The organism is Clostridioides sp. ES-S-0001-03 (assembly GCF_020676075.1).
In the GTDB taxonomy this organism is placed as follows: domain Bacteria; phylum Bacillota; class Clostridia; order Peptostreptococcales; family Peptostreptococcaceae; genus Clostridioides.
In genome coordinates this window covers 496,987-518,669 of sequence record NZ_JACVWJ010000001.1, presented here as the reverse complement: position 1 = coordinate 518,669, position 21,683 = coordinate 496,987, and the positions used below count along the sequence as shown (strand labels likewise).

Genomic DNA, 21,683 nt, shown 5'->3' with positions numbered 1-21,683 from the left:
CTTAAAATATAATTTTATTGCAGTAGCCTTTACTATAATTCTTTATATTTTAAACTTTTTACTTCTTTAATTTTACTAGTCTCTAAGTTTATCTTTATGCATAACTCTTGCAATCAATATAGTACCAAATACACATATAAGAACTACTAAAGATTGTGGTATTATACCTTGCTTTGATAATATAATAGTCAATACAGCTATTACAATTGCTACTAATCCTAGTTTTTTATCTTGTAAAAAAACTTGTCCAAACACTGACCCAAATAGAGCTGGTAAGATTAAATTCAATTTTTCTACTACTTCAGGTGGTATTTTAGACAACACACTTCCTCCTAAAATTACTCCAAAAGTCAAAATACTTATATTTACTAGAATAGATACAGCTATTCCTATAGTAGATATTATTGAACCTTCTTCTGTTCCAGATTCAACTTCTGCTGCTTTTTGAGCTGCTATTGAACATGGCAGTCTCATATTAGATATATTTCCAGAAAGAAAACTCATATAAGTTCCTGGTATCCCTAAAATTGGTGAATAAGAAACTGGCTCTATTATGTAGTTTGGTGCGCTCATACTAACTATTGCCATTGTACTTGCTAATAATGCTGATATTGGAGGCATAAGACCAAATCCAAAACTTAAAATTATTCCAGGAACTAATGCTGCTATAATACCTAAAGATAATGTCAATCTACCATACCTTATCATAAAAGGTAAGTACTCTTCATTGTATATAGATTTTACTTTACTCATAAAACTCCCCCCTTATATTATTGAACCTATTATCATCCCACTAAACATTGATATTGTAAGACCCCACTCTCTCAGCCATTTTATATTTTTCTTTTTTTCAATCATACAAAGTATTACCATTATTATCATTCCACTTATACATGCAATTGTTCCATTGTCAAAACGCAACACTCTATCAGCATTTAGGTATGCAAATGAACCTAACATTGCTCCTACAGATATTATTGGTATAAATGATTTCTTACCACTAGAAATAACATTCGTTATTTTATCTAACTTATGCCCAAACAATAATGTAAATATTATCCACCCTAAAGAACCTAATATCATAGTCCAAACTGCATTTGTAAATGCTACTTTTGTCATCTCAGGAGAACCTAAAGTTATCCCTAAAGCATCTGTTCCAAACCCAGCTGACATAGATTCAAAAATTACAGAACCTATAAATGATAATCTCATCCATGCTATAGGTCCACCCATAGTTACTATAAGTGAAACCATCCCAGCAAATATAGTCATTGATGGGCCTATAGCTGAAATAGCACTACTCTTAATAGCTGATTTTATTTGCTTATCAGTTATTCCCATCGTCTTCCCAACTTTACAAGATTTTATAGCAAATACAAGAGATTGTACTACTACTATTGATACAGCTACTGTACTTGCTATCCACAAAAGTGGATGATTGGCTAATTTTAAATAATCCATTGCAAAAAACCTCCCTATAAATCCTCAAATTTTATTAAAACATTTAAGCCTTATTTCCAAACCTTATTCAATACTCTAAGTATGTTTCCACCCAACACCTTTTCTATTTCCTCATCACTATATCCATGTTTTACTAAATATCTGACAATATTTTTTGAAGTTTCAGTTGGATTTTCAAGACCTTTTACATACTCTACTTTAGGATGCTCCTTTGTCCCAGTTATTTTTTTAATATCAAATTTAGCAGCTAACACTGAATGTAATTTAACATGGTCACCGTATACTGTATCTGGTCCAAAAGCCACATGGTCTATCCCTACTAGATTTTTAATATACTCAAAATGTTCCATAAATGACTCTATTGAATGTTCTTTGTTTTTTTCAGTTATTGTAGTATGTGGTGCTGCTTCTACACCTATAACCCCACCCTTTTTCGCACATGCTATTAGTACTTCATCTGGCGTTAATCTCTTTGTGTTCCACAGACTTCTTGCCCCAACATGACTCAATATTATTGGGTCCTTACTGTGTTCTATAACATCAAGTGTCGTTTGAACTCCAACATGAGAGCAATCTATTGCCATTCCAATCTTATTCATTCTTTCAACAGCTTTTCTACCAAAATTCGTAAGTCCACCATCTTTTTCTTCTTTCAATCCTGAACCCAATGCATTAGATTCACTGTATGTTATACCCATTAACCTTATGCCAAATCCATACAAAATATCTATTCTATCAAGTTCATTTTCTATTGGTGCAGCTCCTTCTAAAGTAGGTATCAAGGCCACTTTTCCTTCTTTTTTTGCTCTGTATATATCTTCTACTTTTTCACACTTTATAACAAAATCTTGGTGTGCTAAGTCACATAATCTCATACCTAAATCTATTAATATATCATCCCACTTCCATCCTGAGCTTGATGTTATTGTACATACACCATCCATTAAATTATCAAATATAGCATCGTAATATCCTCTTGATAATGCTTCATAAGCACATCTTTGTTTACCCTCTCTATTGTATTCAAATATATCTCTTTCTAAGTGTTCTGGAAATAAAACTGGATGTTCATGTAGTGATATAAATATTTTGTCATCCACTATATTTTTAACCTTAGCTTCTTGAATATCATCTAACTCGATAAGGTATTCTTTTACTCTCTTATCTCCTTTACACATCTCAATAGATGAGATATCTTTTCCCTTTTCTAAATAACTATAAGCTTCATAGCCTTTATAAGCTGACTTCATAACAATATCCTCCAAATTCTACAATTTTTTATATTTTCACTATGTAGCAATTGATATGCCAAAATATAAATTTTAATTGCATACTAAATCTTTCAAAAATAAAAACAGTAGTAAAGTGATGATTTACTACTGTTTATTAGAAATAATATTTTTTATTTTTAATTTAATATTTTTAAAATTATCTCAATATTTAAAATAATTTTACTTATTTAAGATTATTATAGGGAGTTTTTAGGGGATTTTACATTTATATCCCCCTATATTTCCCCCTTAAATTTTATATATGATATAAAATTCTTTCCTTCATCAGTTATAAAACTCCCTTGTTTTTTTACTCCAGATGACAGCAATCCATGATTTTTTAATTTATCTATTCTTTTTCTAATTTGGTCTACACTTAATGTCATACTTTTTTCTTTTAAGATTTCTTGTAATTTATTTCTTCCTAATGATATATTTTTATTATTCCAAGTTTCTATACTCATCAATATACAAATACTTTCATTAAAGAAATTTGATTGTTTGAAATCCAATATAATTGAATCAAAATTTTCATTAACTAAAGTATTGTTATTTTCAAATTTAAATTGTTCTGGCAAATGCTCATAGTCTACTCTATCTTCCTCCACTATAGTGTCAATATAATAAATCAAATTCTTAAGCTCCCTTACATTACCTGGCCACTCATACAATTTTAATACTTGCATTGATTTTTCTGTAAAACATTTATTACTATTTATTTCATCCAAAAAATACTTACTTATAAGAGGTATATCTTCCTTACGCTCTCTAAGCCTTGGTATTTCTATATGTAATACATTAATCCTATAATACAAATCTTCCCTAAAAGAACCTTCTTTAATTTTTTTCTTTAAATCCTTATTTGTAGCAGCTATAATCCTAACATCTACTGGTATAATTTTACTTCCACCCATTCTCATAACTTCTTTTTCTTGTAAGACTCTCAACAATCTTTGCTGTACCTCTAGAGATATATCACCTATCTCATCTAAAAAAATTGTTCCTGTATGCGCTCTTTCAAATATCCCTATTTTTCCGCCTTTTATCGCACCTGTGAAACTTCCTTCTTCATAGCCAAAAAGCTCACTTTCAATAAGTGTATCTGACAAAGAAGATAGATTAACTGCAACAAACGGCTTGTCTTTTCTTAGAGATTCATTATGTATTGCCTGAGCAAATATTTCCTTTCCTGTTCCATTTTCTCCAAGTATCAACACAGAAAAATCTGTAGATGCTATCTTTCTTGCGATATTAATTTTTTCTTTTATTATTTTAGTCTCACCTACAACATTCTCAAATGTGTACTTTGATACAAATCCCTTTGTCTGAAATTTATTTTGAATCTTATCCTCAAGCATCTGAATTGCACTTATATCTTTAATGCTTATAATACTTTTTATTCGCTCATTATTTTCATACACATTTACTTTATTAATTATGAGTTTTTTGTTATTTAGGCTTACTACTTCATCACTGACTTCATCCTCTTGAAAAAATATTTTTTTGATAATTTTATCACTAAATAAATCCATAAAATTATTAGATATAATCTGATTTTGGTCTACTCCAACTAGATTAGAAAATACTTTATTGCAATATATAAACTTCCCTAATTTATCAATAGAAGCAATCCCTTCATCGATAATCTCCAAAAAACTCTTCATAGTTTTATTCATAGTTGTATAGTATCTATATCCACTTACTGTGTCTTCATTATATTTTTCTTTGATAATATGTAATTTATCTATAGATATATTAAGTTTTGTAAAGATTTCTATAACTGTATTTATATCTATTATTTTAGCACCTATATCTATTATTTGCTTTAAGTTCTGTGGTACTCTATTTCTACTTCCTGTAATAATTCCAATCTCACATTTAGACTTATCACATCCTGGATAATATGGTATTAAATTAATATGAATTAATCCTAATTTTCTAATTATCTTGGCTGTTTCATCTGCTGACTCTTTATAATCATCTATAACCATAACTTCAGAATCATTTTCTATACTTATTATCTGGTTTATATTTTCAATATTTATTGTACGATGTACTATTACAATAGGTATATTTTTATCGATATTATTGTGTATATGCTCTTTTATCTCATTATCTGAACACACTATAAGTTCATACTTTAATAGTTCAATATTTATGCTATCCATATAGACTAAATTATCTATATTACAAAATTCTCCAAATATATTTTCTAATTGTTTTGAGATATCTATATTTATTTTGTCATCAGTTGATACAAATAAAATATTATGTTTTTTCATACCATCACCTCCTGTTTAGTTAATATAGAAACTAATAATTTGGTCTATTGTAGCACTTTTTAAAAAAATTTTAAATCTTAAAAATCATATTTTATACTATTTGGTAATATTTTCTACTCAAAAATAAAATGGTATAGAATTTAATCTATACCATTTTATATAATATCACCATATTTTTAATTATTAATAAGATATTTCTATTCCTCTAAAAACTGCAAGAATTCTTGATTAAATAGTTTAAGTTCATCATAGAATATTGCATGACCGCTATACTCAAAAGTATATAAAGTTGAATCCTCTATTTTTTCATTCATAAAAACTGCAAATTCATATGGGCATACTTGGTCTAATTTCCCATGAAATATACCAGTAGGCACTCTTACACATTTTAAATCATTAAACAATTTTTCATCTCTTAAAGATACAGCTGTTCCAATAGTTCCAATACCTGATGCACTAAAACCAATGTCGTTAAACCACCTTCTAAAGCTTTCTGATGGATTCGATGCAAACACTTTTTCTCCAAAATTACTTACCATTTCTGGTCTATCAGTACATGCCTGAGCTATCAGTTTATTAACATCCTCACGTGTCATACCATATGGAAACTCTGGAGGTCTTTGTACAAACGATGGTGCAGCAGCAGCAAGTAATGCTAATTTTGATACTCCATAGCCATGAAACAGACTCATATATCTAAGTACAATTGCTCCTCCCATTGAAAAACCAACAAGGGTAAAATCCCTTAATCCAATGGCATGTACCACCTTATAAATATCATCTGCTAATTGACTATAATTATACCCTCCTGATGTTGCAGCAGACTTACCAAACCCTCTTAAATCAATTGAAACGGTTCTATATCCGAGTTTTGGTAATATATTTGTTTGATATTCAAATATCTTATGTCCTAATGGCCAGCCATGTATAAAAAGTACTGTTTTTTTAGCACTCGGATTTAAATCATAAACTGCTATATTTATATCATTTACATATACATAATACATATCAATAGCAACTCCCTTCAAGAAAATGTATGATAGTCATTTTATATATATGAATAAAATGATGAATAAATAAACTTTCGAGTTTATCTGCAATACTTTTCTATTGCTTTTTTAAACAAACCTACATGGACCTTTTCATCTAAAATTATTCTATTTAATATAGCTTTTATATAAGGGTCTTCAATAATACTTATATCCTTGTAATAATTCTCAATAGCCACATACTCTAAATGTAAATCCGATTTTAATCTACTACAAATAGAATCTCCATAAAATACAAAACCACCATTCCAATATGCACCACAAGAACTTGTCGAACCTCTATATATAGGATTTCCACCCAATAATCTTATAGTCTTTGCTAATATCTCCATATGTAACATTTCTGTTATAGATATATTTATCCACATTTCACTCAGTTCTCTATAATTTTCATCTAAATCAAAGTCATGGTATAAGTACTGGGTTACACTTGTAAATTCACTCGCTACACCAGAATAATCATCCATTAATAGCTCTGCATAATACTTATTCGCCCCTAAAACTTTTATTTCTGGATACGGCTCATCACTTGAGTAGCCCTTTCTCTTGTGCATATCGTAATGTGCATCACTCATAATACATCCTCCTTTAAAATTAGCATATGATATTAATTGTATTCATCAAAGCTTTGACATATAACTTTATTAGGATAGTTAGGGTTTAATAAATAACTTAAATTAATAAAAAATCCATGCTAATAAAAATTAACATGGATTTATATTTACCTTTATATTTGTGCAATTATTTTCTGTATCTATTCATCTTTTCCTGCTACTGATAACTCTTTAATAACAACTGAAGGTGAACCTATACTACTCATTGGAAATTCTAAATCGTCTCCTATAACTTCAATATCTTTTAATAAATCGAAGTAATTACCAGCTACTGTAATTTGCTCTACTGGAAATGCTTTTTTACCATCTTTAATATAAAAACCTTTAGCTGCTAAAGAAAAATCTCCTGTTACTGAATTTGCCCCTGAATGAAGACCTGCAAAACTAGTAACCATCAATCCTTCACCTATATCATTCATAATTTCATCTAGAGATTTATCTCCTTTCTCTATATAAAAATTAGTGGGATATATGCTTATAGGTGATGAATATGAAGATTTTATTCCATTTCCTGTAGTCTTTATATTTGCCTTATTGGCTGTCTTTAAGTTATGAAGTAAAGTTATAAGCTTTCCATTTGAAACAACTTCTTTTTTAAATGTAGCTACTCCCTCATCATCGAAAGGAGTAGATGCCATACCATTTTCTAAAAGTGGGTCATCAACTATTGTAACTATAGGAGATGCTATCATATCTCCCTCTCTATCTTTCAACAAAGATAATCCTTTTTGGGCTGAATCAGCATTAAATATTCCAGAAAATGTACTAAGTAAAGATACCATTGCTTCATTAAACAATATAGTTTTATATTTGCCTGATGGTATACTCTTTCCACCTATTTTAGATAAAGCATTTTCAACTCCAAGCTTTGCTATCTCACAAGGCTTTATTTCTTCAATAGAATTTGCTATATTATATCCCACTCCATCATACTTTTGTCCATTGTCTTCTATTATAGGAACTACAAACCCTATAAGCATATTAGTTTTATTACTTAAATCAAGACCTTTAGTATTATATATACCATTACTTGATACAGAATAAGATATAGTGCATCTAGATAAATTTACTACCTTATCTGAATAAGCTTTAGTCTCTCTTTCCATTTCTAGAGCTAAATCAATCAACTTATCTGCTTCTAAATTTTCTAACTCTTTAGAATAAGTCTTTACATCATTATAGTGCTTATCGCCTTCATATATAAATTGTACATCTTCATTTTCGATAGCTCTTACCCCATCTTTTACATTTTTTATCAACATATCAACAGCTTTATCATCTAAAATTTCTGTATAAGAATAACCTACCTTTCCATTTACCTTACCTCTAAAAGATAAACCAAAAGACTTATCAAGATTGTATTTCTCAACTTCTCCTTCATATATATTTATACTTAAATTTTCCCCTGTGGAATAATACACTTCACATTCTTCAAATCCTTCACTTAGAGCTTTTTTAAATAATATATCCTTAAAACTTTTAAGTTCCACAATTATCCCTCCTATCTTCCACCTACAGTAATTTCTTTTACCCTTATCATAGGTTGACCTACATTAGTTGGTATACTTCCTGATGATGAACCACACATACCCTGAGCTTGTTTTAAGTTATCACCAACCATATCTATATTCATAAGTACATCACTACCTTTTCCAATTAAACTAGCACCTCTAACTGGCTCTTGTATTTCTCCATTTTTTATCAAGTAACCTTCTGAAACTGCAAAATTAAACTCTCCTGTTACAGGGTTTACAGACCCACCACCCATTTTTTTAGCATAAAGTCCATCTGGTATTGACTTTATAATGTCTTCTGGTTTATCTTCTCCAGCAGCAATATAAGTATTAGTCATTCTCGAAGTAGGAGCAAATTTATAATTCTGTCTACGAGAACTTCCTGTAGGATTCATTCCCATTCGTCTACCATTAAGTTTGTCTATCATATAAGACTTCAAAATCCCATTTTCAATCAGTATATTTTTTTGAGCTGGATTTCCCTCATCATCTATATTCATAGAGCCCCAGTAATTTGGTATTGTACCATCATCTATAGCTGTAATCTTCGTAGATGCAATTTGCTGACCTAATTTATCTGCAAATACGGAGTTTCCCTTTGCAACTGATGTAGCTTCTAAAGAATGTCCACAAGCTTCATGAAATATTACTCCACCAAAGCCATTATCTATTGCTACCATCATATTACCTGCTGGACAATTTTTAGCATGCAACATAGTATGTGCTACTCTAGCTGATTCTTTTGCATAGTATTCTGGGTCTATATCTTCAAATATTTCAAATCCTTTACAACCTCCAGGTCCTTCAAATCCAGTTTGATTTTCATTACCTTTAGATGCAATTGAACTTATTCCCAGTCTGGTTCTTATTCTTCTATCTTCAACATATATACCTTCAGTGTTTGCAATTAATATTTTTTGGTCTTTATCTGAATAGCTAACACTTACTTGAGATATATCACTACTAAATTCTTTTGCACTCTTATATGCAACCTTCATAACATTTACTTTATCTCTATTACCTATTGAATTTGGATAAATTTTTATATTATGTATGTTATTTATTTTAATACTGTCATTTAATATTACACTTTTTCCATCTTCCAATTTACCTAATGCAACAGCAGCTTTATACGCTACATCCAACAAACTATTTAATGAATTGTCACTTGTATAAGCATATATACTCTTTAACCCTTTAAATATTCTTATTCCTATACCATAGGTTCTTCCACCTATTGCATTTTCTACTTTATTATCTATTAAGCCAATAGAATTATTTATAGTGTCTTCTTCAAAAATCTCAGCAAAATCTCCTCCAGTAACTAGACACTTTTCTAATACCTTTGAAGCAATATCTTTTGAAAGCATAAATTTACCTCCTATTTTAAATTTTTATTTAACTTTTATTCAATCTTTTTTACTTGTTAATCATCATTATATACCAAATTGCTTATGAATATATTATACATATGTTTTACACTAAAATGTTATCACATTTTTATTTATACATACCCATTTATATAAGAAATTAAAATGTATAATATTATTTACTATAGAAAATAATATTATACATAATAAATTTTAGGAGTGAAATATATGAATCAAGAATATGTAAAAGGTAAACCTATTTTTACCAGTATAAATAAAATTCCAAGACAATTTCCATACCTTACTGATGATATTGATACAGATGTTATAATCGTTGGAGGCGGCGTAACAGGATGCATTTGTGCATACTATTTAGCTAAAAATAATATAAAATCAGTTATCCTTGAAAAAGGAAGGATTGCGCATGGAAGTACTAGTGTAACCACATCACTTTTACAGTATGAATTGGATGACAATTTGATAGATTTGACAGAAGTAATGACTCTAACTGATGCCTTAAAAGCTTATAATCTTTGTGTATCAGCACTTGAAGAGTTAGATAAATTTATAGAATTGCATGGAAATAAGTGTGATTATGCAAAAAGAGATACTTTACTTTACACTGCCAATAAACTTGAAATAAAAGCTATAAAAGAAGAATATGATTTAAGAAAAGAAAATGGATTTGATGTTGAGTATATTGATGAATCTACAAATCCTTTTGGTTTTGATTTAAAGTCAGGATTGATAGCAAAAAATGGTGGACGAGAACTAGACCCATATAAATATAGTCAGCATCTCATTGATGTAAGTCTAAAAAAAGGTCTTGAAGTATATGAAAATACAGAAGTAAAAAAAATAGACTTTTCAAATGATAAAGTAACAGCTGAAGTGTCTTATGGTTATAAAGTTTATGGTAAAAAACTAATTGTAGCTACAGGATATAATACAAGTTTATTTACAAATAGAAATTTTGCAACTAAATCTAATACCTTTAATATAGCTACAAAACCACTTAAAGATATTGATTCTTGGAAAGACAATATTTTGATTAGAGACAATTGTGACCCATATAATTATCTAAGAACCACTAAAGATAATAGATTGATTATAGGTGGCGAAGATGTAGACTTTAGTGATATAGAAGATGAGGCTTTAGCAAATAAAAAATATGATATTTTAGAACAAAGGCTAAAGGGCATGTTTAAGGATATAAAAGATATACAAATTGAGTACAAGTATTGTGGTTGCTTTGCTTCTACTTTAGATAACTTAGGTTTTATTGGACCTGATAACAAAAACCATAACTTATGGTACTGTTTAGGCTATGGAGCTAATGGAATACTTTTTGCAATATTAGGAGGTATAATGCTTAGTAAGCTATACCTTGGAGAAGAAGATAAAAATATGAGATTATTTAAGGTAAATAGATTTGACAAATAGATGTTATTATATATTAAAAGACTGTACTAAAAAACTTTAGAATTCTAAAATCTTATTTTTAGGCAGTCTTTTATAATAATTTATTTAAAAATACTTTATTTAGAATTAAATATAAAGTAAAATATTAAAATATCACTGATAAAATTTAGTTATGATAATAATCTTTAAGTTTATTTGATGAAATATGGAGGAATTATTATGAAAGAAATACTTGTTATTGCTCCTACTAAAGGAACCTATGAAAAATCGATTCACATAGTAAAAAAATATAAGTATACAAACATTGATGTTGTATTTGGTAATTTAAAAGAAGGAATACCACTTGCCGAAAAAAGTATTAACCATGGTACTAGAATTATCATAAGTAGAGGTGGAACTTACAATATGTTAAAAGAAACATATAACATACCTATAGTTGAGATTAAAGTAGATGCTTATGATATTATAGAAAGCTATAAGGAAGTTAAAAATTCAAATGAACCATTTGGGATAATTGGATTTAATAATGTTATATATGGCTTTGATATTATAGAAGAAATATTGAATAAGAAAATAACGATGATTGAAATTGAAAAGGAAGAAGAAATTTATGATGCTATAGAAAAATATAGAAAAAAAGGCATCAATACATATATAGGTGATACTACTGTTGCACATATTGTTGAAAGACTTAATTGTAAGGGAATATTAATTGAATCTAGAGAAGAAAACATACTTAGAGCCATTCAACAAGCTGAACAAATACTCGACGCAACTAAAGATGAGCAAAAAAGAAGATTACAGATAGAAGCTATGACAGATTTTGTACATGATGGAATAATAACAGTTGATAAAAATTTTAAAATCACATTATTTAATAAGAGTGCTGAAAAAATATTTGGTATAAAAAAAGAAAATGCACTTTATCATAATGTTATAGATGTTATTCCAAACACAGTTTTACCTCAAGTAGTTGAAACCATGGAACCACAAATTGGTGAAATACAGAATATAGGAAGTACAAAAATCATTACAAATAGAGTTCCAATTATCGTTGATGGTCAAATTCAAGGAGCAGTTTCTACATTTCAAGACAGTAAGGAAATAAGTTCATTTGAACATACAATAAGAAGAAGTCTATTAAACAAAGGTCTATCTGCTAAATACACATTTGATGATATAATCTATGCAAGTGAAAAAACAAAAGACTGTATAGAAGTTGCAAAAAAATATGCTTGCTATGATACTCCAATGATTATTACAGGAGAATCTGGTGTTGGCAAAGAGTTATTTTGTCAAAGTATTCATAATTATAGCAAACGTAAAAATGCTCCTTTTGTTGCTGTAAACTGTGCTGCAATACCTCCATCTTTAATAGAAAGTGAGTTCTTTGGATATGAGGAGGGTTCATTCACAGGAGCAAGAAAAAAAGGAAAAACAGGTGTATTTGAATTGGCACATGAAGGAACAATCTTTCTCGATGAAATAAGTGAAATTCCAATTGAACTTCAAGGAAGATTATTAAGAGTCTTGCAAGAAAAGCAAATTATGAGAATTGGTGGTGATAAAGTTATTCCCATAGATGTAAAAATAATTTGTGCCTCAAATAAAGACTTAAAAGATATGATGCGTGATGGTTTATTTAGACGAGACCTTTACTTTAGAATAAATATATTAACATTGTATCTTCCTTCACTCAAGGAGAGAAAAGAAGACATCATAAAATTATCAGAATTTTTCATAAAAAAATATTCAGCTAAATACAATAAGATACCTTTAATTATCACTCCAAATATCAGACAAGCTCTTCTTGAAAAAGAATATGAAGGAAATATAAGAGAATTAGAAGGAATAATCGAGAGAGCTGTTATTATAGAATCATTTGATTCAATTTTATCAGAAAAATACAATAGTGAATATGCAAATACTATAAATGATACAGATAAGGCTGATTTTAAATGTAATAACTTAGACTTAAAAACACTAGAAAAGAAATATATCTATAAAGTCTATAATGAAAATAATAGAAACACTACAAAAACTTGTGAAATACTAAAAATCACTCGCTCTACCCTATGGAGAAAGTTAAAAGAAATTGAAAGTAATGTTTAAAAATAATACATATATAATATATCGAAACGTTTTATGTTTAATTTTAATACATGAAACGTTTCTTTATTTCTATTTAAAATTCTACTACATAATAAATAGATTATTTTTTTCGCTACATTTTTCTATATAATTTTTTTAATCTAAGCAATCTACAGTATTTTACACGAATATTAAAAATACTTATAAAAATAAAAACTATATAACACCTCTATTGGCATAGTAATTGCTTTTAAATACTTATATAAAAATTAAAAGGAGTGATACTAGATGCATATCTTAAAATCGGTGAAAAAGATACCAGGAGGACTTATGGTCTGTCCCCTGCTATTGGGAGCACTATTTAATACAGTATGTCCACAGGCTCTTGAAATTGGAGGATTTACAACTTCCTTATTTAAAACTGGTGCAATGAGTATACTTGCTCTATTTTGTCTATGTAATGGCGCTCAAATCAACATAAGACAAGCAGGCAAACCTTTGACTAAGGGCATAGTACTCACGGCAACAAAATTTGTAATTGGTGCAGTACTAGGTATTATTGTTAGTAAATTCATTGGGCCTAAAGGCATAATTGGTATTACACCTCTTGCTATAGTTGCTACTATGACTAATTCAAATGGAGGTCTATTTGCTGCTCTTGCTGGTGAATATGGAGATTCTACAGATGTTGGTGCGATATCTATCTTATCTCTAAATGATGGTCCATTTTTTACGATGCTTGCCTTTGGAGTAACTGGACTTGCAAATGTGCCTATAGTAGCTTTATTTGCAGCACTCATACCAATATTACTTGGATTTATACTTGGTAATCTCGATGAAGATATACGAGAATTTCTTGCACCTGGTACAACATTGTTAATACCTTTCTTTGCTTTTCCTTTAGGAGCTGCATTAAACTTTAACCAAATTATAACTGCTGGATTCCCTGGAGTTATACTAGGTCTTGCTGTAACTCTAATAACAGGTATGGGTGGATATTTTGTAATGAAACTTATACGTGCAGAACATCCAGCAGTAGGTGCAGCTACTGGTACGACAGCAGGTAATGCGGCTGGTACTCCTGAAGCTTTAGCCGCTATTGACCCTACACTTGCTACAATTGCGGCTGTTTCAACAGTACAAGTTGCTGCAGCTATCATTGTTACAGCAATATGCTGTCCAATGCTCGTCTCCTATTTGGATAAAAGAGAAAAAAGAAAAAAAGCTATTTTTAAAACAAATAAAAACATAGAAGTAAACTAATATTTTTAGGAGGTAAAAATATGAATGCAATTATTCATGCAAATGAAAAAGACAATCTAGTTACATGTGTTAGACCTTTAGTTAAAGGTGAAAAAGTTTCAATTGATGGAAAATCTTATATAGTAAATGATAATATTCCTGTTTTTCATAAAATGGCTACAGAAGATGTGAAAAAAGGTGATGTTGTTTATAAATATGGAGAGATTATAGGAATTGCAACAGTTGACATAAAAACTGGTGACTATGTTCATGTACATAATATTGAAAGTACGCGTGGTCGCGGAGATAAAAAATAGGAGGTAATAAAAATGAAATTAATGGGTTATTTAAGAGAAAATGGACAATATGGTATTCGTAATCATATTTTAGTTATTCCAACATCTGTCTGTTCAAGTGAGACAGCTACAAGAGTTGCAGCACTTGTTCCTGGAGCAATAGCTATCCCACACCAACATGGATGTTGTCAAATTGGCTCTGATATAGAGCTTACAGAAAAAACATTGATAGGATTTGGTAAAAACCCTAATGTAGCTGCTGTTTTAGTAGTTGGACTTGGATGTGATGGTATTCAAGCAAAAGATTTAGCATCTGAAATATCTACAACAGGAAAAAAAGTCGACTATGTTGTTATACAAGAATGTGGTGGAACACTAAAAGCAATAGCTAAAGGTGCTGAAATAGCAAGTCAAATGGCTCGTGAAATATCAAAAGAAGTAAGAGTTGAATTTGATATGAGCGAAATTACATTGGCACTTGAATGTGGTGGTTCTGACCCAACAAGTGGAATTGCATCAAACCCTTCAATAGGAATTGCATCAAATCTTCTTATAGATGAGGGTGGCAGTAGTATATTAAGTGAGACTACAGAAGTAATTGGTGCAGAACATTTATTGGCTACTCGCTTTGAAGATGAAAACATGAAAGAAAAATTTCTTAAATTTGTAAATGATGTAGAAAAAAGAGCAATTACTATGGGAGAAGATTTACGTAGTGGTCAACCTACTCCAGGTAATAAAGCTGGTGGATTATCAACAATTGAAGAAAAATCACTTGGCTGTATGTATAAAGCAGGGAACAAACCATTCAAGGGTGCTCTTGAATATGCTGAGATTTTACCTTCAGATAAAAAAGGTTTATATTTTATGGATACTCCAGGTCAAGATATAGATTCTATCACTGGTATGGTGGCAGGTGGTGCACAGATTGTAATCTTCTCAACTGGTAGAGGTACTCCAACAGGAAGCCCAATTTCGCCAGTTATTAAAATTACTGGAAACAGTGATACATACAATAAAATGATAGATAATATCGATATAAATGCAGGTAGGATTATAACAGAGGGCGCTAAAATTAAAGATATAGGTAAAGAAATATTCGATGAAATAGTGGAAGTATGTAATGGTAAACAAACTAAAGCTGAAAGCCTTGGCCATAGAGAATTTGGTATTTACAGAATTGCATCTACTTTCTAGTTTGTAATAAATATAAGGTATTGTTTTATGAATTCAATATTTATACATATACTATAAATTAAAAATCCTTTATAAATGTTTTTTCAACCTCAAAAAGGACTGTATCAAAATAGTTAAAATAATTTTGAAAACAGTTCTTTTTTTATTTATAAAATATTCTAATTCATAACAATATTATTTAATTAAATTCCAGTATAAATTATAAGAATAGCTTCTCTACTTTTTAAAATAATTTACATAAGAATAGACGTAAAGATAAAATTTAGTACCTTCACAGATAGAAATATTTGGTATAATATGTCTGAGAGGAGTCTTCTTTGTAAGCCAATAAAGGATGGAGGATGGAACATAAAAAATGTATACTAAAAGCGTACAAAATAAAAAAATAATAATTACCCTATTGCTAACACTTCTTATAATTGTGTCCTTAGTTTGTGTTTCTTTTGTTATGACACTGCGTAAAGTAACTCATCGTGAAACAGAGCGGTATCTTACAGAAATCTCAGAGAGTGTCTCCACTACAATTAATGAAAAATGTAAAAGTATATTTAAAATATTATACTCTATAGGAGATACTTACTTTCAGTTTAGTGATAACAATAAAAATGTCACTGAATATTTATCTAAAAAATCAGAATTACTGAAGTTTGATTGGTTAGGTGTTGCTGATTCTAGTGGGAATTTTATAGGCACTGATGAAAGTACAGGTAATGTTAAAGAGCAGTATTTTTATAGAAAAGCGCTTCAAGGTGAGGAGACAATTACTCCAATCAAATCTCAATCTGGTATATATGGAATTTTATATTCTGTACCACTTTATGAAGATGATAAAATAACTGGAGCTATTACTGCTTGGAATACTCTTGATACTATGAGAATGTTACTAAGCGTGGAGAGTTTTGGTGGTGAAGGATTTTCTCAAATCATTGACAAAAATGGAAATTTCATTGTAAGTTCAGACAACAAAAACGCACCAAAAAATGTTGTAAACTTTTTTGACACAATTAAAAAACATGGAAGCTATACTGGTAAAGATACTCTTAGAGAAATGAAGACAAATTTAAAAGAGAACAAAAAAGGTTCTATGTACTTTACATTGGATGATGGTATTTATAAAGCTATGCACTATGTTCCTCTGGAAGAGGAAAACCTATATCTACTTTCAATTGTTCCAGTAAAAGTAGCAAATGCACAGTTTGATTTACTTCTAAAAAAAGCAGTCTTTATCAACATTTTAATTATTATATTATTTTTATTACTTATCATATTAATTATATTTATAAATCGCAAAAATAGAGAACAACTTATAAAAATCGCCTATGTAGACCCTGTAACTAAAGGCTATAGTAAGGCACGTTTTGATATGGAAGCTAAAGCAATCATAGAATCAACTTCAGCAGGAACCTATTCATTAGTATCTATAAATATTAATAAATTCAAACTTATTAATGATTCTTTTGGTAGTGATGCTGGAGATAAAACATTAAAATATATACATGATGTAATTGCTAATTATTTGGAACGAGAAGAATTACTTTGTAGAGTTTCTAATGACCAGTTTAATATTCTTATTAAAACTATTTCACAAAAAGAAATTCTTAAGTACATAGAAAATATTACAAATGATATTAACAGTTTCAACAAAGATAAAGAATGTAAATATTTTATAGCTCTTTCCATAGGTGTCTATAAAATTGATGACCCAAATATACCACTAGTATCAATTCAAGACCGTGCAAATGTAGCACGAAAAAACATTAAAGGAAATACTGTAACTCATCCACTTTACACATGTGTATTTTATAGTGATTTAGAACGTTTGAGAATGCTTAAAGAAAAAGAAATGGAAAATAGAATGGAAGAAGCATTAGATAATAATGAATTTGTAGTCTATCTCTAACCTAAAGTAAACCTTAAAAACAATAATATTGTAGGTGCAGAAGCATTAGTGCGATGGCAAGACCCAGATAGAGGTCTTATTCCACCAAATGATTTTATTCCTTTTTTTGAAAAAAATGGCTTCATCATCAAACTTGACCATTATGTGTTTGAAAAATCGTGTGCCATGATACGAAAATGGATAGATAATGGGGAAACTCCAATACCTATTTCAGTTAATTTTTCACGTGCTCATTTAAATAATAAAGATTTTTTAGAAAAATACAAAACAATTCGTGATAAATACGATGTCCCTGCTAAACTTTTGGAAATCGAATTAACTGAGACACTCATCTTTGATAACTTACAAATGTTACTCAATGTAATAGACCAAATCCATGAGGAAGGTTTTCAATGTTCACTAGATGATTTTGGAAGTGGATATTCTTCACTTAACATGCTAAAAGAAATAAAAGTTGATACTCTAAAACTTGACCGAGCATTTTTTAGTTCTCCCAACGCAGATAATGTATCTGAAAATTATGTAATAGAATCTGTAGTTGAGCTAGCAAAAAAATTAAATATGAATAGTGTATCAGAGGGTGTTGAAACAATCTTACAGATGGAATATCTAAAGAAAATTAATTGTGATATGATACAAGGATATGTTTTTTCTAAACCTATACCTCAAGAAATATTTGAAAAAATGACTTTTGGAAAAACACTAGATGAAGTCAATACAAACGATGCTGTAAAATAATATCCTGTCTCTATAAAATGATTTTAATCATTTTGAGACAGGACTTTTTATTTTTCAACATTTTATGCTTGATTCATCTTAAATTCTCGTCTTAAGAACAATAATACAATTATCATAGCAATAAAATCTGCAATTGGCTGTGCTAACCAAACTCCATCTAAATTAAATCGAATTGGAAGTACAATAATTAATGGTATAAATAAGATAAACTGTCTCAAAAGAGTCAAAAACATAGAATGTTTAACTTTACTCACACATTGAAAATACACAGGCCCAACAATAGAAATCCCCATTATAGGTAAGGTGATTAAATTTATATTTATACCTCTTACAGCTATTTCCATTAGATTTGAATCTTTATTGAATATGCCAACAAATACTTCAGGGTATACCTGCACTACTAAAAATCCAAAAGATAATATAACTATAGATACTATGATAGACAATATTAAGGTTTTCTTTGCACGTTCAAATTGCTTTGCTCCATAATTATATGATATTATAGTTTGCATACCTTGATTTAGACCAAATACTGGCATCATAAACATCAATAAAATAGATGTAAGAGCTGTCATAGCTCCAATAGCTAAATCTCCACCATAAGCCTTTAGAGAGTTATTAGTAAATACATGAGTTATACTTATAGCTACTTCCATTGCAAATGGTGTCATACCTATTGCAAATATTTTTTTTATTATATTTGTATCTAATTTTAAATTGTATTTTTTTAATTTTAAATTAGATTTTCCTCTTATAAAATAATGGGCTACCCAAGTAAACACCACTACTTGACAGAGTACAGTTGCTATAGCTGCTCCTTTTATACCTAAGTTAAACACAAATATGAATATTGGGTCTAATATCAAATTTAGTATACAACCTACTATCATTGTTCTAGCTGCTAACTTAGGATTTCCCTCTGCTCTAATTGCATTATTTAAAGAAAATGCAATTAGATTAAATGGAGTTCCAACCAATATAACACTCATATAGTCTTTTGCATAAGATATTGAATCTTTGCTTGCTCCCAAAAGAAAAAGTATGTCTTCTAAAAAAACTAATCCTAATACAGTTATAATTATAGAAATAATTATAGATAGTGTAAGGGCATTACCCAATATTTTTTCCGCTTCTTTTTTATTTCTTTCTCCTAGCTTTATAGACAAGCTTGTACTAGCACCTACTGATACTAACATTCCAAAAGCTATTATCAGTGTAAACACTGGCATAGTTACACCAAGTCCTGCAATAGCTATAGACCCAACTCCTTCCATAGAACCAATAAAGGCTCTATCTACTACATTGTAAAGCGATGTTACCATCATAGCTATTATTGCAGGTATTGAGTATCTAAATAATAAAATCCATATTTTTTCATGTCTTAATGCTTCTTGATTTTCCATGTTGTCACCATTTATACCATGTCATAAGTTATACAAATTGGTTTATTTGTCCTTGGGTCTGTAGCTATCTCTGCATCGATATTAAACAACTCCTTCAGATTGTCTTTTGTCATAACATCGTATGCATTACCTTGACAAACTATCTTACCTTTCTTAATACCTATCATGTGGTCAGCAAATCGTGCTGCGTTATTAAGTTCATGTATTACCATGACAATAGTTCTTCCTTGTTTTTTGTTTAATTCCTCTAATAATTTTAGTATTTCTAATTGATGAGCTAAATCTAAATATGTTGTAGGCTCATCTAACAAAAGTATATCAGTCTCTTGTGCCAAAGCCATAGCTATCCATGCTCTTTGTCTTTGTCCGCCTGACAAATCTTCCATATTTCTATCCTTAAATTCTGAAATTCCAGTAACTTCTAAGCTCCAATTTACAATATCTCTGTCTTCTCTACTAGAATTTCCAAATCCACTTTTATGAGGGAATCTTCCATATGAAATTAGCTCTGAAACAGTAAGCCCGCTAGGAGCTTGAGGGCTTTGTGGAAGTACAGCCATACTTTTCGCTATCTCCTTAGATTTTTTCTTATATATATCTTCTCCATTTATATATATACTTCCATTTTTAGGGCTAATAATTCTCCCTATTGTTTTAAGTATTGTAGACTTTCCACAACCATTAGCCCCTATTATAGTAGTTATTTTTCCTTTTGGTATATTTAAATTTAAATCTTTTATAATATCGGTATTTCCATATGATACATTTAGATTTTTAGTATTTATACAATTCATAATAACACCCTTTCCTAATCATTTGACAACATTAAATAAATAAAGTATGGTACTCCTATTATGGATACAACTATACCTACTGGTATTTCTATAGGAGCAAGAAGATTTCTAGATATAGTGTCTGCCACCAAAAGTAATAATGTACCTATCAGCGCTGATACTGGTATTAGTCTTTTATGTCTTGGACCTATTATCTTTCTTCCTATGTGTGGTGCTATTAAACCTAAAAACGAAATACTACCTGCTACTGATGTTGATACACCAGATAAAATTACTGCATATATTATGAGTCTTCTTCTTTGCTTCTCCACATCTACACCAAGACTTGTAGACACTTCATCACCTAAGTTCAAAACATCAATATACTTAGCCTTATACATAGTTATTCCCATAAAAATCACTATAAATGGAAGTACAGCTATTACATATTTCCAACTAGTTCCCCAAATGCTACCTGATGTCCATACCATAACTCTATTAAATTCTTGTGTTGTAAATTTCAATTGAAATATCGTCAAAATTGAAGTAAAAGCTATATTTACACCTATACCAATCAGTAGTAACCTTGATGAATTTATTCCACCTTTCCATGCAAGAGAATATATCAAAAATGCTCCAAACAAAGCTCCTACAAGTGCAACAACTGGCATTGTAAATACAGTGAGATTACTCATACCTTCATAAACATTACCATTCATAAGATATATATAAACTACTACAAATAATGCTGCTCCTGAATTTATACCAAAAATTCCAGAGTCAGCCAAATCATTCTTTGTAACTCCTTGAAGTATTACACCTGCTGTTGATAATGCTGAACCAACCAATAAAGCTATTATTATCCTTGGCAATCTCAGTTTAAATATTGCAATTTCATGATTACGTTGACCTTGTCCTATAAAAGTCTTTATGACATCCATTGGTTCTATAGAAAATGAACCTAAATTTAAACTAACTAGAAAAGCAATAAAAATAAGTACCATTAAAATTGAAATAACAAGTAAAGTTTTAGAATTTGTTTTTATAATATTTTTCATAG

Annotated in this window: 17 protein-coding genes and 1 pseudogene; 7 read left to right on the top strand and 11 right to left on the bottom strand. The window is 29.6% G+C overall.

What is annotated here, in order from left to right; translation table 11 throughout:
• Nucleotides 1–75 precede the first annotated feature (75 nt).
• The 8 genes from IC174_RS02250 to IC174_RS02215 form a co-directional block, all read right to left on the bottom strand.
• Entirely contained in the window at nucleotides 76–753 is a 678-nt protein-coding gene (locus tag IC174_RS02250; RefSeq protein ID WP_227482053.1) for a hypothetical protein, read from the bottom strand.
• Between the two features lie 12 nt (nucleotides 754–765).
• The gene (locus IC174_RS02245) at nucleotides 766–1,461 is read right to left on the bottom strand and encodes a DUF5058 family protein (RefSeq protein ID WP_227434343.1); all 696 of its coding nucleotides are present in this window, start codon (nucleotides 1,459–1,461) and stop codon (nucleotides 766–768) included.
• Nucleotides 1,462–1,511: 50 nt separating this feature from the next.
• On the bottom strand, nucleotides 1,512–2,711 hold the full coding sequence (locus tag IC174_RS02240) for a dipeptidase (RefSeq protein ID WP_227482052.1): 1,200 nt from the start codon (nucleotides 2,709–2,711) through the stop codon (nucleotides 1,512–1,514).
• A 257-nt stretch (nucleotides 2,712–2,968) separates the two neighbouring features.
• Nucleotides 2,969–5,014, bottom strand: a complete 2,046-nt coding sequence (locus IC174_RS02235; protein WP_227482051.1) for a sigma 54-interacting transcriptional regulator — start codon at nucleotides 5,012–5,014, stop codon at nucleotides 2,969–2,971.
• Nucleotides 5,015–5,211: 197 nt separating this feature from the next.
• Nucleotides 5,212–6,021, bottom strand: a complete 810-nt coding sequence (locus IC174_RS02230; RefSeq protein WP_227434340.1) for an alpha/beta fold hydrolase — start codon at nucleotides 6,019–6,021, stop codon at nucleotides 5,212–5,214.
• 83 nt (nucleotides 6,022–6,104) lie between these two features.
• Nucleotides 6,105–6,638 (bottom strand): ferritin-like domain-containing protein, encoded by a 534-nt coding sequence (locus tag IC174_RS02225; RefSeq protein WP_227482050.1) that lies wholly within the window; start codon nucleotides 6,636–6,638, stop codon nucleotides 6,105–6,107.
• A gap of 179 nt (nucleotides 6,639–6,817) precedes the next feature.
• The gene (locus IC174_RS02220; RefSeq protein ID WP_227482049.1) at nucleotides 6,818–8,167 is read right to left on the bottom strand and encodes a TldD/PmbA family protein; all 1,350 of its coding nucleotides are present in this window, start codon (nucleotides 8,165–8,167) and stop codon (nucleotides 6,818–6,820) included.
• An 11-nt stretch (nucleotides 8,168–8,178) separates the two neighbouring features.
• Nucleotides 8,179–9,561, bottom strand: coding sequence for a TldD/PmbA family protein (locus IC174_RS02215; RefSeq protein ID WP_227482048.1), 1,383 nt, complete (start codon nucleotides 9,559–9,561; stop codon nucleotides 8,179–8,181).
• 228 nt (nucleotides 9,562–9,789) lie between these two features.
• On the opposite strand from IC174_RS02215, the gene IC174_RS02210 reads away from it, so the two are divergent.
• From IC174_RS02210 to IC174_RS02180, 7 genes and pseudogenes are all read left to right on the top strand, one after another.
• Nucleotides 9,790–11,004, top strand: coding sequence for an NAD(P)/FAD-dependent oxidoreductase (locus IC174_RS02210; protein WP_227482047.1), 1,215 nt, complete (start codon nucleotides 9,790–9,792; stop codon nucleotides 11,002–11,004).
• Between the two features lie 198 nt (nucleotides 11,005–11,202).
• Entirely contained in the window at nucleotides 11,203–13,095 is a 1,893-nt protein-coding gene (locus IC174_RS02205; RefSeq protein ID WP_227482046.1) for a sigma 54-interacting transcriptional regulator, read from the top strand.
• 267 nt (nucleotides 13,096–13,362) lie between these two features.
• Entirely contained in the window at nucleotides 13,363–14,337 is a 975-nt protein-coding gene (locus IC174_RS02200; RefSeq protein ID WP_227434334.1) for a 2-keto-3-deoxygluconate permease, read from the top strand.
• A 20-nt stretch (nucleotides 14,338–14,357) separates the two neighbouring features.
• Nucleotides 14,358–14,633 (top strand): UxaA family hydrolase, encoded by a 276-nt coding sequence (locus tag IC174_RS02195; RefSeq protein WP_009891186.1) that lies wholly within the window; start codon nucleotides 14,358–14,360, stop codon nucleotides 14,631–14,633.
• 12 nt (nucleotides 14,634–14,645) lie between these two features.
• On the top strand, nucleotides 14,646–15,809 hold the full coding sequence (locus IC174_RS02190; protein WP_227482045.1) for a UxaA family hydrolase: 1,164 nt from the start codon (nucleotides 14,646–14,648) through the stop codon (nucleotides 15,807–15,809).
• 355 nt (nucleotides 15,810–16,164) lie between these two features.
• Nucleotides 16,165–17,709 carry a sensor domain-containing diguanylate cyclase gene (locus IC174_RS02185; RefSeq protein ID WP_227482044.1) on the top strand — a complete coding sequence of 515 codons (1,545 nt, stop codon included), beginning with the start codon at nucleotides 16,165–16,167 and terminating at the stop codon, nucleotides 17,707–17,709.
• 12 nt (nucleotides 17,710–17,721) lie between these two features.
• Nucleotides 17,722–18,447: pseudogene (locus IC174_RS02180) on the top strand (EAL domain-containing protein); the annotation flags it as partial.
• Nucleotides 18,448–18,509: 62 nt separating this feature from the next.
• On the opposite strand, the gene IC174_RS02175 reads toward IC174_RS02180, so the two are convergent.
• From IC174_RS02175 to IC174_RS02165, 3 genes are read right to left on the bottom strand one after another with little or no spacing between them, the layout of a single operon-like run.
• Nucleotides 18,510–19,850: an MATE family efflux transporter gene (locus tag IC174_RS02175; protein ID WP_227482043.1), complete on the bottom strand. Its 1,341-nt coding sequence runs from the start codon at nucleotides 19,848–19,850 to the stop codon at nucleotides 18,510–18,512.
• 11 nt (nucleotides 19,851–19,861) lie between these two features.
• Entirely contained in the window at nucleotides 19,862–20,644 is a 783-nt protein-coding gene (locus tag IC174_RS02170) for an ABC transporter ATP-binding protein (protein WP_227433986.1), read from the bottom strand.
• A gap of 14 nt (nucleotides 20,645–20,658) precedes the next feature.
• Nucleotides 20,659–21,681, bottom strand: coding sequence for an iron ABC transporter permease (locus tag IC174_RS02165; protein WP_227482042.1), 1,023 nt, complete (start codon nucleotides 21,679–21,681; stop codon nucleotides 20,659–20,661).
• Nucleotides 21,682–21,683 lie beyond the last annotated feature (2 nt).

What these genes read in the sequence shown, in the direction of transcription:
- IC174_RS02250 (WP_227482053.1), bottom strand. Translation starts at nt 753, where the DNA reads ATGAGTAAAGTAAAATCTATATACAATGAAGAGTACTTACCTTTTATG.
- IC174_RS02245 (WP_227434343.1), bottom strand. Translation starts at nt 1,461, where the DNA reads ATGGATTATTTAAAATTAGCCAATCATCCACTTTTGTGGATAGCAAGT.
- IC174_RS02240 (WP_227482052.1), bottom strand. Translation starts at nt 2,711, where the DNA reads ATGAAGTCAGCTTATAAAGGCTATGAAGCTTATAGTTATTTAGAAAAG.
- IC174_RS02235 (WP_227482051.1), bottom strand. Translation starts at nt 5,014, where the DNA reads ATGAAAAAACATAATATTTTATTTGTATCAACTGATGACAAAATAAAT.
- IC174_RS02230 (WP_227434340.1), bottom strand. Translation starts at nt 6,021, where the DNA reads ATGTATTATGTATATGTAAATGATATAAATATAGCAGTTTATGATTTA.
- IC174_RS02225 (WP_227482050.1), bottom strand. Translation starts at nt 6,638, where the DNA reads ATGAGTGATGCACATTACGATATGCACAAGAGAAAGGGCTACTCAAGT.
- IC174_RS02215 (WP_227482048.1), bottom strand. Translation starts at nt 9,561, where the DNA reads ATGCTTTCAAAAGATATTGCTTCAAAGGTATTAGAAAAGTGTCTAGTT.
- IC174_RS02210 (WP_227482047.1), top strand. Translation starts at nt 9,790, where the DNA reads ATGAATCAAGAATATGTAAAAGGTAAACCTATTTTTACCAGTATAAAT.
- IC174_RS02205 (WP_227482046.1), top strand. Translation starts at nt 11,203, where the DNA reads ATGAAAGAAATACTTGTTATTGCTCCTACTAAAGGAACCTATGAAAAA.
- IC174_RS02200 (WP_227434334.1), top strand. Translation starts at nt 13,363, where the DNA reads ATGCATATCTTAAAATCGGTGAAAAAGATACCAGGAGGACTTATGGTC.
- IC174_RS02195 (WP_009891186.1), top strand. Translation starts at nt 14,358, where the DNA reads ATGAATGCAATTATTCATGCAAATGAAAAAGACAATCTAGTTACATGT.
- IC174_RS02190 (WP_227482045.1), top strand. Translation starts at nt 14,646, where the DNA reads ATGAAATTAATGGGTTATTTAAGAGAAAATGGACAATATGGTATTCGT.
- IC174_RS02185 (WP_227482044.1), top strand. Translation starts at nt 16,165, where the DNA reads ATGTATACTAAAAGCGTACAAAATAAAAAAATAATAATTACCCTATTG.
- IC174_RS02175 (WP_227482043.1), bottom strand. Translation starts at nt 19,850, where the DNA reads ATGGAAAATCAAGAAGCATTAAGACATGAAAAAATATGGATTTTATTA.
- IC174_RS02170 (WP_227433986.1), bottom strand. Translation starts at nt 20,644, where the DNA reads ATGAATTGTATAAATACTAAAAATCTAAATGTATCATATGGAAATACC.
- IC174_RS02165 (WP_227482042.1), bottom strand. Translation starts at nt 21,681, where the DNA reads ATGAAAAATATTATAAAAACAAATTCTAAAACTTTACTTGTTATTTCA.